At 62.1% G+C, this 478-nt stretch carries 1 pseudogene; it reads right to left on the bottom strand.

Annotated features, from left to right (window positions below):
* Window positions 1–35 precede the first annotated feature (35 nt).
* Window positions 36–478: pseudogene (locus tag AB9K34_RS19080) on the bottom strand (DDE-type integrase/transposase/recombinase); the annotation flags it as partial.

Below are 478 nucleotides of genomic sequence, written 5' to 3'. Positions count from 1 at the left end.
GGGCAGACTCTACATCATGATGAGGGATTTCGCGGGGGGCAGGTCAAATGCCACGGCACATCGTTCTGGTCGGCCCATTTCAGGATGGCCCGGCTTGTGAACTCCGTGCCGTTATCACTGACGATGCAACCTGGTTTTCCGTAGACCCGCACCAGCGCATCCAGCTCGCGGGCGACACCGGCTCCCGAGATACTGGAGTCGGCCATGAGGCACAGGTTTTCGCGGCAGCAATCGTCGATCACTGCCAGGATGCGGAACTTGCGTGAAGCACCAAAGCTGTCCGACAGAAAGTCCAGCGACCACCGCGCATGTGGGCGCGCCGCCTCCGGCATCGGTGGGCGTGTGCCGCGGGCCCGTTTGCGGCCACGTCGTCGCTTCACCGAGAGACCTTCCTCCCGGTAGAGCCGATACAGCTTCTTGTGGTTCATGATCATGCCCTTGCGTTCGAGCAGGACGCCGATCCGACGATAGCCGAACC

The organism is Sedimentitalea sp. XS_ASV28 (genome assembly GCF_041224545.1).
GTDB lineage: Bacteria > Pseudomonadota > Alphaproteobacteria > Rhodobacterales > Rhodobacteraceae > Sedimentitalea.
This window is presented reverse-complemented; position numbering and strand designations above follow the sequence as displayed.